Here is a 16,858-nt window from a genome sequence, read left to right as displayed (position 1 = left end):
TATTGTTTAAAATATATAAAAGTGATAAAAAGCATAGTTTCCAAAGAAAGTTTTCTTGGTCTGCCATTATTAAAACCTTTATATACTTTTCTTAATTCTTCTAAAAGAAATAAATATGTTTTTTTAAACCAATCACACTTTGACAATCAATCATTTTTATAAAATCCTTTTTTACGAATATATTAACATAATTCTTACTTCTTTGAAACTATAAATTGATTTGTCAAGTACTTTTGAAACAAGTCTATTATAATAAATAAAGCTTATATATTTTAAAAAAATAATTTATTAAGTATAATTATTTTGCATTAAAAAATATAACATAACTTTATTATTATTTTCCTTTGCTAAAGAATGAGCGTATCATAAGAAAAGCTCCTATGGCGGCTAATACTATATTTGGAAACCACATAGCAAGAAAGCCCGGTATTTTTCTATTTCCTGCTATTATTTCTGCCACAGTGATTAAAATATAATATATTACTACAACTATTACAGAAAGCCCAAATCCAAATCCCCTGCCGCTTCTTTTACCTACTATACCCAAAGGAGCCCCAATAAATACCATAAATAAGCAAGCTGCTGGTATAGATATAAATTTATGAAACTCTACATAATAAAAATATGGTACAGATTCTTTTTTAGTTGTATTTATTAATCTATCTAATTCTGCAAAGTTTGTTGTAACGTATGTGTTTGAAAAAGAGGCAAAAGATACTTTAGCATTAGTTAATGTTATATTTGTTGTTCCATCTATATTTGTTATAAATGAATTAGAATATGCAGTAATTATCATATTACTTATTTGATTAGTTATTGCTTGCATAGAATTAGACAATGTATTATTTATTTTTTTTCTTATCTCCCAAGCAGGAATTTCTCTAAGTCCTCTATCATGATCATTTAATTTACTTACATTTCTAACTATATTAATATCCATAGCATCAAACACAGTAAAATCATTACTTACAAATCCATATATAGGCATCTCCTGAACTATTCCATCATATAAAGTTAATGTTATCACTTTAGAATTAGCTTCATTATTTTTCCATTTTCCTGTTTTAGCAGTAATTATTCTTCTAGCTTGAGAATTACCGTCATAAATAACAACATTAGACATACCATTATTATCGCTATAATATGCCCCGATAGATAAATTAATATCAGATATATATGCAAACTCCAATTTTCCAACTGCAATAGAAGGTCTTATATTAATTATATAAGAAAATAAGGCTCTATATCTGTAATTTGATTCAGTCATAACAACATTATTAAAAAACAAAGAAAATAAAAAAGTAAAAAAACCAAGTATAATAATAGGGGCATATATTCTCATATGAGAAAATCCCAAAGCACGCATTACTATTATTTCATTGTCAGAAGAAAGCCTTCCGTATCCCATAATACCAGCCATTAGTATAGACATTGGTATAGTAATTGCTACGTTGAATGGAAGCATATAAACGAATATCTCTAAAGAAGTAGATATAGGAGCACCATTATTTAATATAAGCTTAAATAATTCTGGTAAAAGCTGTATTACAAATATAAATGTAAAAAAAAGCACACCTGCTATAAAAGGACCTATAGCTTCTAATATAATATATTTTTTTATCTTCTTCATAACAATAAATTATAAACTATTTATAAATACTCCAAATATTAATATAATCAAAGATATATATGTTAAATAATCTATTATAATGGGAGAAAGTAAAATTATAAATGCTTTAGAACTGCTATTTATATTAAAAGATTCTTTTATATTATAATATGATATAAAGAAATAATATATTTGAAATATTATAAAACAAATGGCCTGTATAAAAAATAAAGCAGAATTTTTTATAAAAATTAAGCTTATTGGCAAAATAAGAATAAATATTCCATATATAGCAAAATAATTCTTTATAAACTTCTTAATACAGTTTTGATTAGATATATTTAATAGAGTAGTAGTTAAATTAATAACAGCTATTTTTAGTATGTTTGATATTGCAATGTAGGCAGATATTCCAAAAACGAGTATCAATAATTTAAATATAGAACTTTTATTTCCAATGGTTATTAAAGCTGATATTGATATGCTAATAGAGGCAATTAAATATATTATTAAAGCATATTCTAATTTTAATTCTTTTTTTATAGCCTCTTTAGGAGATAACATATAATAATATATAGCTTCGTATATTTTCATTTTACTCTCCTATATAATTAGGAAGATAAATATACATAGGCACACCTATATATTTAGTATTTATTAATTCTTCATAAGGTATTAAAGCCTGATGTTTATAAAGAAAAGGCATACTTGATAATATTAGGTTTATAAAATTTTTGTTTTCTGGTTTTTTTATAATATAAGGCTCTTCATCTGTAATATCTGCCATTTCAGCAGCAGCTTTTATAGCATCTTGAAGTGTGCCTATATTGTCTATTAAACCTACTTCCAAAGCCCTCTTTCCGCTAAATACTCTTCCGTCAAATAAATCTTCTCTATTGCCTTTAATTTTATCTCCTCTTGCAGTTTCTACTACATTAGTAAATTGAGCTACAAACTCATAAGTCATATCCTGCCAATAAGCAAGTTCATCTTCTCTAGGCTCTCTAAATGGAGATAATGAATCTTTATTTCTGCCGCTTTTTATTGTGTACATTTTTATTCCATACTTATCCATTAAATTAGATACATTAACAAACTGAGATATTACTCCTATACTTCCAGTGAGTGTTGATTCATTAGCATATATTTTATCTGCTATCATAGAAATATAATATCCGCCGCTTGCTGCCATACTTCTAAACGAAGCTACTATTGGTTTTGGATATTTTTTCTTTAAGTCTTGCAAATATTTTAAAGCCTCTTCACAAGAAGTTAAAGCTCCTCCGGGGCTATCTATTTGTAGTACTATTGCTTTTACATTATTGTCTTTCATATAATATTCAAAATCATCAATTAATTTTTCTGTAACAGATTTTTCTTCTATTCCAAGTGAGTTTTTTCTTGCTACATGTGATATAACACCTACTAAATCTATAATTGCAATACCTTCTTTATTTTGTATAGCATTAGTTTCTTTTCCTCTTATAATAACAGATGATATTGTATTCTTAGGTTTGCTAAATACAGAAATAATACCTATAATTATAGAAACTAATATTAATAAAGAAAATATTATAAATCTTTTACTTTCTTTATTTTTTTCTTTTTTAATTTTTTGGATGCCATTTGTATATTCCTTACTTTCTTCTTGTGTAGTATTTTCTTGTTCTTTATTGTTTTGTTCGTACATGTTTCCTCCATAGTTATATTATTTTCATCTAGCTCTATATAAACATTGTCTATATAAAGTGATACAAATATAACAGGCTCTCTTCCTATTATCTGTATAAACTTCTTTCTTAAAGCTTCACGCACTTCATATTTTATAGTGGAAGGTGTTTTTTTATTTCTATTAAGTAATTTTCTAACGGCTTCTGTTGCAGAGTTTTTTCCTTCTTTAATAAGCTCTTCATTTTTGCTTATTATAGAAGATTTTTCTGCTCCATTATATGTAAAACCTTTACTTTCTATATCTATATTTATGTCATAATTGCCTGTTTTATTTTTTTTAGCTACCACATTTGCAACAACAACACCGTTTAATGATAATTGTTCTCTATCGAAGAATATGCTGTCTTCCAAATCACCAACACCCTTACCATCAACATAAATATTTCTTATCTCTATAGGCTCAGCAATTTTTGCTTCTAAAGAACTATCTATTTCAAGTACATTGCCATTATAAAGTAAAAAGCCTTTAGAGTTAAGCCCATTAAGCTCTTCTACCAATTTTATATGACTAATTAAATGCCTTTTCTCTCCATGAATAGGTATAAAATATTTTGGCTTTACTAATCTATACATAAGTTTTAAATCTTCACTTGAAGCATGCCCAGATACATGAAGAAGTTTTTTATCTTCTCCTACCATTTTAGCTCCAAGATCATAAAGATTATTAATCATTCTTGTAACAGACATTTCGTTACCCGGTATAACACTAGAAGAAAATATTACCATATCTCCGTCTTCTACTTTTATATGTCTATGAGCTTCAGCAGCTATTAATGAAAGAGAGGAATATGGCTCTCCTTGTGTGCCTGTAGTTATGCATACAATCTTTTCTCTTGGATATCTATTTAATTTGTCTATAGGTATCACTATATCATATAGATTTAAATATCCCATCTCTTGTGCTATTTTTGTATATTTAAGTAAACTTCTTCCAGAAAATGCTACATATTTATTGTTAATCTTAGCTGCAGTTACCAAATCCTGTATTCTCTCTATACTGCTTGCAAAAACAGCAACAATTATCATACCATCTTCATAGGCAAATAGGGGAGTCATAGTGTTTTGCACCAAACTTTCACTCATAGAAAAACCATTTTTATGACAGTTGGTAGAATCTGCCAAAAGAAGCAAAACTCCCTTTTCACCATATTCTGCAAACTTATAAAGGTCTATAAATTTATCAGTAGTAGGATTTAAATCAACTTTAAAATCTCCTGTATGTATTATAACGCCAAGAGGAGTCGTGATGGCAACTCCGACACCATCTGGTATACTATGATTAACTCTTATAAACTCTATATCAAAATTCATTCCTATTTGAATTTTATTTCTTGGCTCTAATTCATAAATCTCTACATTTTTATATTCATTTTTATAATCATTTAATTTTGCTCTTAAAAAAGCAGCTGTTAATCTTGAACCATAAATTTTTATATTAGGAAATTTTCTTAAAAAATGTGGTATAGCTCCTATATGGTCCTCATGTCCATGAGTTAATACTAATCCAACTATATTTTTATCTTCCAAATATGAAGTGTCTGGTATAACATAATCTATTCCAAGCATATGATACTTAGGAAACATAAATCCGCAGTCAATTATTAATACTTCATCTCCATACTCTATAACAGTCATATTCATACCAATTTCTTGTACGCCGCCTAAAGGTATGATTCTTATTTTATCATTATTGTTCATCTATTTACTACTTTTAGTATATTATTTTTTAATTTTTTTATTTTAACTGTAATGAAATATTAAGTCAAGTTATTATAAGTTATTATTGTTTAGGAGTGTGAGATATTGGACATTCTTTAGTATAAAAAAAGCAGTATCCTTGTTATAATATTTTGATATAGAAAACAAATAAAAGGATACTACTATGAAAAAAGATTATAGCACAGAATTTAAATTATTTATAGTGGATGAAGCATTAGAAACTAAAAATATTAAAAGATTTCTAAAGATAGAAGAAATACCCAAATCTACTTTTTATGCTTGGCTTAAAAAATATAAAGACACTGGAACTGTCGCTAATTTTAGTACTAAGCCAAAAACTTCTCCAAATATCTTTAATAATCAAAAAGCTATTAATTTAATTATTGAACTCTATACTAAAAAATATCGAGGTAAGCATTATATTAAAGCATATTTAAATCGTGAAGGCATTAAGATAGGTGTTACAGCTATAGAGAATGTACTAAAAAGAAATAATCTTTGGAGATACAAAATAAAAAAGAAAAAGAAGCGATATGATAAACGAAAATTTGTCTCTAAAATACAAAAAGAAGGCAAAATAGTTCAAATAGACACTAAATATATCAAATTAGGCAGAAAAAGAGTTTATCAATTCACTGCTGTAGATTTAGCTACTCGTTATAGTTGGAGACAGATCTATGAAGATAAAACACCTTCTAGTGCTTTATCTTTCTTAAAATATGTATTGAAAACTTCACCTTTTAGGATACAAGCTATACAAACAGACAATGGATTAGAATATACATACCGCTGTATTAATACTCCTAAAATAAATATTTTTGATTAATATTGTCTTAAAAATAAATTAGAACGAAGATATATTCCTATAGCGACACCGAGATACAACGGCGTAGTAGAAAGAGTACACGGCATAGACGAAAGAGAATTTTATTCACGATTAAATAAAAATATAACTGTAGAATTATTAAGAGAAAAATTAAAAGAATATACACATTTTTATAACAATCAAAGATTGATTTCTTCGTTATTGTATATTACAATCAAAGAAAGAATCAAAAATATTATAGCAAGTAAAAGTACAATATCTGTGGCTCCTAAACAATTAACTATATATAGTAATATTGAAATTATTTCTATATAGTGTTATAATATTTAGTTTAAAATATATAATTTATTTTTGGGGGAAGAATTATGGATAAATTACCTGATATATTTGAAAGTTATGTATTTAATGATAATATAATGCAGGAAAAACTTCCTAAAGACATTTACAAAAAATTAATAAAAACAATCAAGAATGGTGAAAGATTGGATTTAGAGTTGGCAAATGTTGTAGCACATGCAATGAAAGAGTGGGCTATAGAAAAAGGTGCAACACATTTCACTCATTGGTTTCAGCCTATGACAGGAGTAACAGCAGAAAAGCATACTTCTTTTATTACTCAAACTAAAGACGGTAAAGTTCGTATGGAGTTTACAGGTAAAGAACTTGTTCAAGGAGAACCTGATGCCTCAAGTTTCCCTTCTGGCGGATTAAGAAGTACTTTTGAAGCTAGAGGATATACTGCTTGGGACCCTACTTCTTATGCTTTTATTAAAGACAATACTTTATGCATACCAAGTGCTTTTTGTTCCTATAGTGGAGAATCTTTAGATAAAAAAACTCCACTACTTCGCTCTATGCAGGTTTTAGAAAAAGAAGCAAAGAGAATATTAAAATTATTTGGTCATAATGATATTAATAGAGTATATACAACAGTTGGTGCTGAACAAGAATATTTTTTAATAGATAGAGATTTATATTTACAAAGACCAGATTTAAGATATTGTAAGAGAACATTATTTGGTGCTTGTCCTCCAAAAGGTCAGGAATTGGAAGACCATTATTTTGGTGCTATAAAGCCAAGAGTTTTGGAGTTTATGAAAGAATTGGATAATGAACTTTGGAAACTTGGTATAATTGCTAAAACAGAACATAATGAAGTAGCACCGGGTCAATATGAACTTGCTCCAGAGTTTACAATAACTAATATGGCAACAGACCAAAACCAAATTACAATGGAACTTATGAAGGTAATAGCAGAAAAACATAATTTAGCTTGTATTTTGCATGAAAAACCTTTCGCTGGAGTTAATGGAAGCGGAAAACATAATAACTGGTCTATAGGCACAGATACAGGTATTAACATATTTGAACCTGGTAAAACTCCTTCAGAAAATAAGCAATTTTTATTATTTGTGGTTGCAATAATGAAAGCTATTGATGAATATCAGGACTTGTTAAGAGCAACAACTGCAAGTGCTAGTAACGATCATCGTTTGGGAGCATCTGAAGCACCTCCTGCTATCATATCAATATTTCTTGGAGATGAGCTTACTGAAATAATAGAGTCTATGGAAAACTCAAAAAAATACAAAAAAAGAGAAGCGGTAGAAATGGAAATGGGTGTACCATCTCTTGCAAGATTCACAAAAGATTCAACTGATAGAAATAGAACTTCACCTTTAGCTTTTACTGGAAATAAATTTGAGTTTAGAATGGTGGGGTCTAGTTTGTCAGTATCTGGTCCTAATATTGTATTAAACACAATAGTAGCTGAAGCATTATCTCAATTTGCTGATATATTAGAAAAGTCTTCAGATTTTGATAAAGATTTAGAAGAATTATTAAAAGAAAATATCAAAAAACATAAAAGAATAGTTTATAATGGAAATAACTATTCTGATGAATGGGTGAAAGAAGCTTCTAAAAGAGGTTTATGTAATTTAAAAACAACTCCTGAAGCACTTGAAACATTTATAGCTCAAAAAAATATAGACTTATTTACAAAACATAATGTTCTAACAAAAGCTGAAGTTCTTTCAAGATATGAGATAAGCTTAGAAGAATATAGTAAAGTAATTAATATTGAAGCACTTACTTTAATAGATATGATTAATAAATATATTATACCATTTTCTTTAGATTATACTGAAAAGCTTGTTAATATATGCGATAAAAAGAAAAGTTTAAAAATAAAATATGATATAGAAAAAGATTTATTAGACAAAATAACTAATTTAATTAATAATCTCCATAAGAAACTAAAAACTTTAGAAAATTATTTATCTGAAGCAAAAAAGATAAAGAATGTATCAAAGTCTAGTGTATTTTTTAGAGATAAAGTGTTAGCTTGTATAGAAGAAATGCGTCCTATAATTGATGAGCTTGAGAAAACTGTTTCTAGAAAACATTGGAAACTTCCGACTTATGGAGATATGTTATATAGTTTAGCTTAAAGATTATAATATCTTTTTTAAATATTAAAATAAAGCTTGCAAAACAATATTATTTTGCAAGCTTTATTATTATAAAATTAATAATCTATATCAACAATTCTTCCTCTTCTAGTTACTTCTAACTCTATACCATTACTAAGTTCTACATGGTACAAGCCATCGTCTATCTCTACTTTCCAAATTCTTGCTCTTGGATAATTTCTTTTTACAGCGTTTTTTACTGCAGCAGGAACTTTACTAAGAGGTACAATCCAATCAGCAAAAAGAGAAGAACTTCCTATTATAGAAAAAGCAAATAACAAGCAAAATAATTTTTTCATAAATTTACTCCTTTTTTATTTCTATTATGTTAAATTAACTTATAATTATATTATAGTATAATTTTCGAGTAATGTCAATTTATTTTACATAAAAATAACATTTTTTTACAATTTTTTATTATTTTTCAAGAAATTTAGATAAAACTTTACATTTTAGCCATATATAATAAAAAAGGTTTACAAATAAATATTTGCAAACCTTTTTATATTTACATTATTATTTTACTAAATTATTTATGATATGCTCCAACAGCCTCTTTTATATCATCATCAACCATAATAGAGTTCATACTATCTTTAGCAGAGCGTGCAAAGAACTCTAATCTGTTTACGGTATTAACTTCACTAGCACCAGCATCCATATCCAAATAAAGAAGATTCAAATTAGGATATATAGTTTTAAGCCTAGTTTCAATACCGCGGGCTATAATATGGTTAGCAATACAACCGAAAGGCTGTAAACAAAGTACATTATTAATATTCTCTTCAGCAAAAGTAGCTATCTCACCGGGTAAAAGCCAAGCTTCACCAAATTGGTTTGTCATAGCGGTAACCTTAGCAGCATTCTCAGCAATCTGTCTTATATGGTGTACAGGTCTAAATCCTTTAAACTTAGACATTATTTGGTTTATAGAATCTATTCTCATATCTATAACCTTCTCAGATAATTTAGAACCATAATATCCAAGTAAAGATACATCTCTAGCATTAGTTTCTCTGTTTACCTGCTCACTTATAACCTTTTGTACAAAGAAGTCAAATACAGGAGGAACTATAACTTCTATTCCCTTAGCCATAAGCCAATCACAAACATCACCATTAGCAAAGTTGTTGTATTTTACATATATCTCACCAACGAGCCCTGCTTTAGGTAATAGTAAGTCTTTAGTTTCAATAGCATTAAACTCTTTAACAGCTTGTTTTAACAATTTATCAGTATCACCAAGATTAAAATCTTTTGGATGCAAAGCTATATATTTATTAGCAAGAGCCAAAGATTCTCCTCTATTAACCTCACGCACAGCAGTATAATAATACATTGTAGATATAGCATCAGCGTAAGGCATAGCAATAATACCTTCTTTCATCATATCTATTTTTGAAAGTTTAAATCCAGGCTGATCATTAATAACAGTTAAACCCACAGTAATAACAGGTACATTAGGATAACCAGCATTAATCAAACCTCTTTTAATAAGCGAAGCATAATTACTAGCTCTGCACTGTCCGCCTGTTTGAGTGATACCAGCTGCTATTTTGTCAGGGTCATATTTTCCAGTTTGTACAGCTTTTATAATGTCGCCTACTATTATTGTAGCTGGATAACATATATCTTGGTTAGCATATCTTAAACCTGTTTCTACAGAGTCTATATCTGGCTCTGGAAGAGCTATTGTGTCATATCCGCTTCTTTGAAGTAGAGTTAAAATCATAGGGTCATAGAAATGTCCGAATTTAGGTACAAGTATTGCACGCTTATCATTTTTCTCATATCTTTTAATAATAGTTCTTTGTGGTTTTTCTTTTGGAAAAAAATCACCTTTCATCTTCATACTTTCTATCATAGAACGTATTCTAAGTCTTATGCTTCCAGGGCTTGAAATCTCATCAACTTTTACCAAAGTAGGATTTTTGCCATAAGCATTAAGTATAGATTTTATTTCATCAGAAGTAGTAGCATCTGGGCCGCAGCCGAAACTATTAATTTGAACTACTTCAAGTTTTATATCTTTTTGTTTAGCTGCCCATAAAACTGCTTTAAACATCTTATTAGGATAAGACCACTGAGTTAATACTTGAACATCAGCAAGAGATTCATCAATATCAAGCCCATCTTCTGTAAGTACATTTATACCAAATGAAGCAATAGTTTCTGGTATTTTATGATTGATTAATGGGTCTATATGATAAGGTCTGCTTACTATAAGTATAACAGGTGTTTGTGTTTCTTTAGCATGCTCTATTATCTTTTTGCCTTCTTCTTTTAATTCTGCTTTTACTCTCTCTTGTTCTTTTAATGCTAATTTGAATGCTCTGTCGAAATCTTTTTTATCTATACCGAGTGTTTTTACAAAATAAGCTTTACAGCCTTTGTAAAGTAAATCTTCATTTAAGAAAGAAATTGTCGGAGCATCAAAAGCTATGCCGTATTTAGTTAATGGGCTTATAGAACTATCTATTACATCAGGATAACCAGTTACAACAGGGCAGTTATAACTATTGTTGCTATTATCATTTTCTTTTTTCTCTAAAACAACAGAAGGGTAGAATATTCTGTCTACATTAGATTCTATTAAATCATATATATGCCCGTTAGCTATTTTAGCAGGGAAACATATATTATCACTCATAACAGTACCAGAACCTTTTTCAGCTACAGCCATACTTGAAGGAGATGATAATTGTACTCTATATCCGCATTCTACAAGTATAGTAGCCCAAAATGGGAAGTTTTGATACATATTAAGTACTCTAGGTATTCCTATAACACCTTTTATATCATCTGTAGCAGGTGCCAAAGGTCTGTCAAATAGTAAAGAAAGTTTTTTCTGAGCAATATCCATTCCATAATTTCTTTCTTTAGAGCCTTTATTAGTGAATATTCTTTCACATTTGTTACCTGTATAGAATGATTTACCGTCTTTGAATTTTAATCTTGTAACAGTACAAAGGTTTTCACAGCCTTTACAAGTAAGCTGTTTTCTTTCATAATCATTAGCTTCACTTAAATTATCTAAACCTATAAATGTTGTATCTTCTTTTTCTTTGTTGTAGGTATCCAAAGCTAACAATGCACATCCATAAGCTCCCATAAGCTCTGATATATCAGGGCGAATAACTTTTTTGTTTAAGAATTTTTCTACAGAACGAAGCACTGCAGCATTCTTAAAAGTACCTCCCTGAACAACTATATGTTCGCCTAAAATAGAAGTGTCAGTAATTTTTAATACTTTAGTAAAACAGTTTAATGTAACACTCTTAGCAAGACCAGCAGAAATATCAGCAACAGAAGAGCCTTCTCTTAAAGATTGTTTTACTTTACTATTCATAAACACAGTACAGCGGCTTCCTAAATCACAAGGGCTAGCAGATTCGCAAGCAATATTAGCAAAATCAGCTACTTTATAGCCCATACCACGTGCAAATGTTTCTATAAATGAACCGCAGCCTGATGAACAAGCCTCGTTAATTTCAATGTTTTCTATAATGCCGTCTTTAATAAATATAGCCTTCATATCCTGACCGCCTATATCAAGAATGAAGCTTACATCTTTATCGAAAGCCTTAGCACCTCTATAGTGAGCCATAGTTTCAACAATGCCTTCGTCCATATTGAAAGCAGCTTTTATTAAATCTTCTCCATAACCTGTAACAGCAGTTCTTGCTATATTTATTTTAATATTTTTTTCATCTAATTCTTTTTTTATCTCTGTAAGTCCTTCTGTAACAGCACCTACTGGATTACCGTTATTGTTTCTATAATGTCTTAATACCACTTGTCCTTTATCATCAATGATAACGATTTTTGTAGTAGTAGAACCAGAGTCTATACCTAAGAATGTGTTTTTATTATTAACAGTTTCTACATCAGCAGATTTTACTTTATCTTTGCTATGTTCATCTACCCACTTTTCATACTCTTCTTGTCCGCTGAATAATGCTTCTCTATGCTTAGAATTAGTTATTTTTACATCAGAAGAAATATTTTCTATTAGTTTTATAAAATCAGAAATTTTTATTGCTGTTTGCTCTTCATCTTCACCAAAAGCCGCACCTATTGCAGCAGTTAATTCAGGGTGATCAACTGTGTACATATCATCTTCTGTAGCATTCAAAAGAGTTAAAAATGTTCTTCTTAATTCTGGAAGAAATGTTAAAGGTCCGCCTGTAAATAATATTTTAGGCTTAATTTCAAAACCTTTAGCAAGCGTATTAATTGTTTGAACTGCAACCGCTTGGAATATACTTTTAGCAATATCAGTTTTTGGTATGTCGCGGCTAATGAGAGTTTGTACATCTGTTTTAGCAAATACACCGCATCTGCTTGCCATTGGGTAGATAGATGTTGATTCTTCTGCAAGTGTTGAAAGTTCTGATGGATGAACATTAAGAAGTGTTGCCATTTGGTCTATAAAGGCACCGGTTCCGCCTGCACAGTTACCATTCATTCTTATATCTGCTTTAAAATTATCATCAAACACTATTATTTTTGCATCCTCTCCGCCTATGTCAATCAATGTTCTTCCATAAGGATAAATCTTCCTAATAGCTGTTGAAGAAGCAATTACCTCTTGTACAAAGCTAATGCCTGTCTTTTCACTAATACCCATACCAGCAGTGCCTGTCATAGATACTAATAATTCTATATCTCCATGGTTAATTTCCAAATCTCTTAATATAGAGAGTAATGTTTCTTTAACATCAGCATTGTGTCTAGTATAAGTTTTAAATATCATATTGTTTTTATTATCATATACAACCATCTTTGCGGTAGTTGAACCAATATCAATACCTGCTTTATAAATAATTTTCATATGTTTTCTCCATAAACAAAAATTAAATATCTATATTAAAAGCCATAAACTTTATCTTAGTCTATAACCATATTATGCATATTTACTTGGATAATATTTGTAATATGTTTCTTTATATGCTCTTCCGGTATATTGCCGTATGACAGTATAACTATTACATCATCTTTTTTAGCTAAACGTACATACTTGCCATTTATGCTTATTATACCAGTATTCGCTATTCCCTTTATTACTTCAGCTTCAAATCTGTTATTATTACTAAGGTTAATTATAGATACTATATCCCCCTCAAGTATATCAGATTTATCCATTAATGTTTCATCTATGGTAATTGAATCTTTGAAATTAAGATCAGTTCTAGTTACAGTCAATCTATTTATTTTAGATTTTATTACTTCTCTCATCATAATAAAAATAATTTTCCATAAATAAAACTTACAATAATTGTACTTTTATAGAAAAAAAAGTCAATATAATGTTTGGCACTATTCACTTATAATAGTTAATATACACTATTGCATTTTTGTATATTTTTATACATTTAATACATATTATCTTTTAATAAACATAACTGTTGAAAAACATATAAAAATTTTTTATAATTAATTGCATAAAAATACTATTTATATTAAAACAAAAATAGTATGAAAAAATATTATTAAAGGAGTTGAAAATGAAGAAAAACATTTTCACAAGCTCCATCGGCATTATAGTATCCGGTGCCATTATTGGAGCTTTAGCGGCTTGGCTTTCTGTAATGGGAAACCCTGCCAACATGGGAATATGCGTTGCATGTTTCACTAGGGATTTAGCTGGGGCTTTAGGGTTGCATAGGGCGGCTGCTGTGCAGTATATAAGACCTGAACTTATAGGGCTTATTATTGGTGCTACAGTATCTGCTTTAATCTCTAAAGAATATTCTCCTAAAGGCGGAAGTTCTCCTATTATAAGATTTATTTTAGGTTTCTTCGCTATGATTGGGGCTTTAGTTTTCTTGGGCTGTCCTTGGCGAACGTTGTTAAGAATAGCTGGAGGCGATATTAATGCCATATTTGGTTTAATAGGTATTATTATAGGCGGTGGAATAGGTGTTTTCTTCTGGAAGCAAAATTTCTCTTTGGGGCAGCCGAAAGCATATAATAATAAATTAGTAGGTTTTATACCTCTAATAATATCAATAATACTATTAATACTATTATTAAAACAAACAAAATTCTCTGAAGGCGGAGCAATATTTTTCTCTGAATCAGGTCCAGGAAGCATGAAGTCTCCTTTAATTATCGCTTTAATAGTTTCTATTATAATAGGTTTCATAGCTCAAAAATCAAGATTTTGTACTGTCGGCGGTGTGAGAGATGGAATATTTATGAAAGATTTCCACATGACTAAAGGCGTTATAGCTTTTATCGTTGCTGCTTTAATAGTAAACATTATAACAAATAGATTTAATGTTTCTATGGAAAATCAGCCTATAGCTCATACTAACATATTGTGGAACACTGTATCAATGATTCTTACAGGCTTAGCATTTACTTTAGGTGCTGGCTGTCCCGGAAGACAGTTTATACAATCTGCTGAAGGGAATATGGATAGTTTTATATTTGTTATAGGAATGCTTGTTGGTGCTGGATTTGCTCATAATTTTAATTTGGCAAGTTCTACTGCTGGTCCTACAATATATGGTATGTTTGCTGTTATTTTAGGTTTAGTATTTTGTATTATTATAGGATTTACTATGAAAGAAAATCAGTGATATGTTTCTTACTGTGCAGCAGGTTGTTGTCATTATATAATAAGAAATATACCATATAATAAGGATTATATAATGAACTCTACCGCTACGTTATATTATTAGAATATATATTATAGTAATATAAAGTGGCGGTAGAGGTTATAATAACTTAATTAATAAGTTGATTATAATAATTTGATATCCTAATATTATGATGATATTAATCTTAAAAAATATCAAAAAGTGTAAAAGGATTTTTTATGCAGGAGACTATAAAAATAGATACAAGAGGAATGTCTTGTTCGCAGGCTTCTTTTCAGGCTAAATGTGCAGCTATAAATAATACTGAGTTAGACACAGTTATAGAAGTTTTAGTGAGCGGGCATTCAAGCTGTGAAAGTGTGATTCGCGGATGCATCAAATACGGATATGAAGGAACTTTTGAACATATAGAAAATGAGGACATATTAGTTACTTTAATAAAAAAGAAATAATAATAAACTTTTTTGACAATTTAAACATTAGCTATTATAATGTTTAAACTATTTAAGCAATTTTTTTTGGAGTAAATATAATGCAATTAATAGACTTGGTAAAAAATGCAAAAGATTCTACATATAAATTACAATCATTAAGTACAGATATAAAAAACAAAGCATTATTAGAAATTGCTGATAAATTAGAACAAAATAAAGACATTATATTTGAAGCGAATAAAAAAGATTTGGAATATGCCAAAAAACTTCTTGATGAAAATAAAATTTCTCTTTCAATGTTTAATCGTTTAAAATTGGACGAAAACAAAATGATAGATATTGTTTCTGGTATAAAGGATGTTGTAAAATTAGAGGACCCTATTAATAAAGTATTATTAGAAACGGAGCTTGATGATAATTTATTACTAAAAAAAATATCTTGTCCTATTGGTTTAATTGCCGTAATATTTGAAGCCCGTCCCGATGTTATATCTCAAATATCTTCATTATGCATAAAATCTTCAAACGCTGTTATACTTAAAGGCGGTGCTGAGGGAGAGAATACAAACAAAGCAATATTTAACATCATTAACGAAACATTAGAAAGTATTGAAGAGTTTCCAAAGAACTCTGTTAATTTGGTATTTACAAGAGAGGATGTAAAAGAATTATTATCAATGGATAAATATGTTGATCTTATAATACCAAGAGGCGGAAACAGTTTAGTACAATACATAAAATCAAATACTAATATACCTGTACTTGGGCATGCTGATGGCATATGTCATTTATATATAGATGAAACAGCTAATCAAGAAAAAGCATTGAAAATATGCTTAGATTCAAAGGCTCAATATCCAAGTGCATGCAATGCTGTTGAAACTATACTAATAAATAAAAATATAGCTAATGAATATTTACCAAAGCTTTATAATTTATTTAAAGAAAATAATATAAAAATGAACGGCTGTGAAGAAGTAAGAAAAATACTTAATCAATCGGATATTGCTGAAGTAAAAGAGTGGCATTTTGAATATGGAGATAAAGAGGTATCATTAAAAATAGTAGAAAATACAGAAGAGGCATATAATCATATAAACAGATACGGTTCTCATCATACAGATTCTATAATATCAGAAAACAAAGATAATATAGAAAAGTTTATGACTTATGTTGATTCTGCTAATGTATACTGCAACACTTCAACAAGATTTTCAGACGGATTTAGATATGGTTTCGGTGCTGAAGTTGGAATATCCACAAACAAAACTCATGCAAGAGGTCCTGTTGGCTTAGAAGGTTTAACTATATACAAATATAAACTTTTTGGTAACTATCAAATAGTGGACGATTATGTAAGCCATAGAGCTAGTTTTAAACATAAAAGAATAAAATAAAAATATAAACTAAAAGGCAAGAGCTTTTGATAAACTCCTGCCTTTTAATTTTTTACTAAT

Annotated in this window: 13 protein-coding genes; 6 read left to right on the top strand and 7 right to left on the bottom strand. The window is 28.9% G+C overall.

Going from position 1 to position 16,858, the window contains the following annotated elements; translation table 11 throughout:
• Positions 1 to 334: 334 nt before the first annotated feature.
• From EPJ72_RS03550 to EPJ72_RS03535, 4 genes are read right to left on the bottom strand one after another with little or no spacing between them, the layout of a single operon-like run.
• Complete coding sequence (locus tag EPJ72_RS03550; RefSeq protein WP_147730870.1) at positions 335 to 1,630, bottom strand: LptF/LptG family permease; 1,296 nt, start codon at positions 1,628 to 1,630, stop codon at positions 335 to 337.
• Between the two features lie 9 nt (positions 1,631 to 1,639).
• Positions 1,640 to 2,203, bottom strand: a complete 564-nt coding sequence (locus EPJ72_RS03545) for a hypothetical protein (RefSeq protein WP_147730869.1) — start codon at positions 2,201 to 2,203, stop codon at positions 1,640 to 1,642.
• Position 2,204: 1 nt separating this feature from the next.
• A complete protein-coding gene (gene sppA / locus EPJ72_RS03540) occupies positions 2,205 to 3,299 on the bottom strand; it encodes a signal peptide peptidase SppA (protein ID WP_242004901.1) in 1,095 nt (364 codons plus the stop codon).
• The gene (locus EPJ72_RS03535) at positions 3,182 to 5,038 is read right to left on the bottom strand and encodes a ribonuclease J (RefSeq protein WP_147730868.1); all 1,857 of its coding nucleotides are present in this window, start codon (positions 5,036 to 5,038) and stop codon (positions 3,182 to 3,184) included. The genes sppA and EPJ72_RS03535 overlap by 118 nt, the downstream gene beginning before the upstream one ends.
• A 184-nt stretch (positions 5,039 to 5,222) precedes the next feature.
• On the opposite strand from EPJ72_RS03535, the gene EPJ72_RS03530 reads away from it, so the two are divergent.
• The 3 genes from EPJ72_RS03530 to EPJ72_RS03520 are packed head-to-tail and all read left to right on the top strand — an operon-like array spanning position 5,223 to position 8,338.
• Positions 5,223 to 5,885, top strand: a complete 663-nt coding sequence (locus EPJ72_RS03530) for a DDE-type integrase/transposase/recombinase (protein WP_147730867.1) — start codon at positions 5,223 to 5,225, stop codon at positions 5,883 to 5,885.
• Positions 5,886 to 5,918: 33 nt separating this feature from the next.
• On the top strand, positions 5,919 to 6,200 hold the full coding sequence (locus EPJ72_RS13710) for an integrase core domain-containing protein (protein WP_147730871.1): 282 nt from the start codon (positions 5,919 to 5,921) through the stop codon (positions 6,198 to 6,200).
• A gap of 50 nt (positions 6,201 to 6,250) precedes the next feature.
• A complete protein-coding gene (locus EPJ72_RS03520; RefSeq protein WP_147730866.1) occupies positions 6,251 to 8,338 on the top strand; it encodes a glutamine synthetase III family protein in 2,088 nt (695 codons plus the stop codon).
• A gap of 77 nt (positions 8,339 to 8,415) precedes the next feature.
• Here the strand turns inward: EPJ72_RS03520 and EPJ72_RS03515 are convergent, their stop codons facing one another.
• The 3 genes from EPJ72_RS03515 to EPJ72_RS03505 form a co-directional block, all read right to left on the bottom strand.
• Positions 8,416 to 8,658 (bottom strand): PepSY-like domain-containing protein, encoded by a 243-nt coding sequence (locus tag EPJ72_RS03515; protein WP_147730865.1) that lies wholly within the window; start codon positions 8,656 to 8,658, stop codon positions 8,416 to 8,418.
• 230 nt (positions 8,659 to 8,888) lie between these two features.
• On the bottom strand, positions 8,889 to 13,193 hold the full coding sequence (locus tag EPJ72_RS03510; protein ID WP_147730864.1) for a BadF/BadG/BcrA/BcrD ATPase family protein: 4,305 nt from the start codon (positions 13,191 to 13,193) through the stop codon (positions 8,889 to 8,891).
• A 56-nt stretch (positions 13,194 to 13,249) separates the two neighbouring features.
• Positions 13,250 to 13,600 carry an aspartate 1-decarboxylase gene (locus EPJ72_RS03505; protein ID WP_147730863.1) on the bottom strand — a complete coding sequence of 117 codons (351 nt, stop codon included), beginning with the start codon at positions 13,598 to 13,600 and terminating at the stop codon, positions 13,250 to 13,252.
• Positions 13,601 to 13,866: 266 nt separating this feature from the next.
• Here EPJ72_RS03505 and yedE point away from each other — a divergent pair, with 266 nt between their 5' ends.
• The 3 genes from yedE (at position 13,867) to EPJ72_RS03490 (ending at position 16,798) form a co-directional block, all read left to right on the top strand.
• Entirely contained in the window at positions 13,867 to 14,946 is a 1,080-nt protein-coding gene (gene yedE, locus EPJ72_RS03500; RefSeq protein ID WP_147730862.1) for a YedE family putative selenium transporter, read from the top strand.
• 239 nt (positions 14,947 to 15,185) lie between these two features.
• On the top strand, positions 15,186 to 15,419 hold the full coding sequence (locus EPJ72_RS03495; RefSeq protein ID WP_147730861.1) for a sulfurtransferase TusA family protein: 234 nt from the start codon (positions 15,186 to 15,188) through the stop codon (positions 15,417 to 15,419).
• Between the two features lie 80 nt (positions 15,420 to 15,499).
• A complete protein-coding gene (locus EPJ72_RS03490) occupies positions 15,500 to 16,798 on the top strand; it encodes a glutamate-5-semialdehyde dehydrogenase (RefSeq protein ID WP_147730860.1) in 1,299 nt (432 codons plus the stop codon).
• Positions 16,799 to 16,858 lie beyond the last annotated feature (60 nt).

Source organism: Brachyspira pilosicoli, assembly GCF_008016535.1.
GTDB lineage: Bacteria > Spirochaetota > Brachyspiria > Brachyspirales > Brachyspiraceae > Brachyspira > Brachyspira pilosicoli_A.
The sequence above is the reverse complement of the archived record's forward strand: the minus strand, read 5'-3'. Positions and strand labels throughout refer to the sequence as shown.